The sequence below is a fragment of the Thiorhodococcus minor genome (genome assembly GCF_010820565.1).
GTDB classification, from domain to species: Bacteria; Pseudomonadota; Gammaproteobacteria; order Chromatiales; family Chromatiaceae; genus Thiorhodococcus; species Thiorhodococcus minor.
Genome location: NZ_JAAIJQ010000259.1, coordinates 1 through 1,206, shown reverse-complemented (window position 1 = coordinate 1,206; position 1,206 = coordinate 1). Strand labels below are relative to the sequence as shown.

The following is a 1,206-nucleotide window of genomic DNA, read 5'->3' as shown; positions in this document are numbered from 1 at the left end:
ACCGCCGGGAAACCAGGCGGCAAACAGAGAACACCAACTTCGGCCTAAACGGCGGCAAGGACCCGGCTTACTCTCCGAAAGATCGATGGTGATGAATGTGGCGGTCTTGACTCGGGCCATCAAACCCGAATAGATAGACTTGAAAACGCTATAAGAAGACTGGAAGCCGCCAAGCGGACTTGTCGCTAGTAAAACGATGGAGCAGAGACGAGGCGGATACAGCAAGGAAGTCTGATATAGTATCCTGCGCGATAACCGGCGTCGCGGAAGTGATTCCTCATTCTCAAGACCGCTTGAAAGGTGGCGTGAATGGTCGATGAGTTAAGTGCCAAAGCATTTGAAGCCTATGTTTCCGAGCTGAAAGGATATTTAAAGGCTTTTGATAGGGTGTGCGGAAGATCTTATTTCTTTGGCGTAATATGTCTAGAGACTAAAGAATCGCTCGACATTGAGATGCAGAGTTATTTTAATAGATGGAATAAAGAAAGAGATAAAAAGATTCTATATAAAGGATTTCGCGTCATAGACTACAATGCTCTCGTAAGTGAAATCGATGAGATGGTTTTTCACGGGTTTCTGAACGTAAGAGAAGTTTCCGGAAAACCCTCATCTGGTCTATCAGGCGTATTTGTTGATGACATTAATGAGTTTTTTGGTTTGATATCAACAACTATCAATCCCGAAGGGGTTTTTTATCCACTGCGAAAGTCTCCGATCTATTTGCTAGAAATATCGCGTGAAGATCTTGAAAGAGCTTTGTTTTTTTCAGTTAAGGTCGAGCATGTGTTGCTGATAACGTATTTCTATAAGGTACGGGTAGATCCATCAGCCTGCGTATAGCGGAAGAGAAACGCAAGAGAATAGCAGGGAGTGGGGTCAAGGGAGTGGGGTCTTGCATTGAAGCATCAACGTAGCCGTTCAGAGACCAGGCATCGGAGCGGGCAGCGGAGTCGCCGCGCGACCGGCGCGGCGCTCGGCGATCACGCCGGCCAGATAGGGCCAAGGCACATGGCCGCGCTGACGACAGGTTTCGATCACGCTGGCGAGCAGGGTGAAGGTACGCGACCCCGCTTCGGTGCGCGTTCCCATCATGATGCGCCGCGCGTAAAAGGGACCGTAAAAGGGGACAGTGCGGCCTGGCAAGGCCGCGTGTTCTAGCGGGTGTGACTCCCGCCTGGGTAATCGTGCGCCGCGAGCCCAGTATCG

General features: G+C 50.2%; 1 protein-coding gene and 1 pseudogene. One reads left to right on the top strand and one right to left on the bottom strand.

What is annotated here, in order from left to right:
- The first annotated feature begins 309 nt into the window (after window positions 1–309).
- Complete coding sequence (locus G3446_RS26790) at window positions 310–840, top strand: hypothetical protein (RefSeq protein WP_164456694.1); 531 nt, start codon at window positions 310–312, stop codon at window positions 838–840.
- 78 nt (window positions 841–918) lie between these two features.
- Here the strand turns inward: G3446_RS26790 and G3446_RS26785 are convergent.
- Window positions 919–1,104, bottom strand: a pseudogene (locus G3446_RS26785) (IS66 family transposase); the annotation flags it as partial.
- Window positions 1,105–1,206: the final 102 nt, after the last annotated feature.

What these genes read in the sequence shown, in the direction of transcription:
- G3446_RS26790 (WP_164456694.1), top strand. Translation starts at nt 310, where the DNA reads ATGGTCGATGAGTTAAGTGCCAAAGCATTTGAAGCCTATGTTTCCGAG.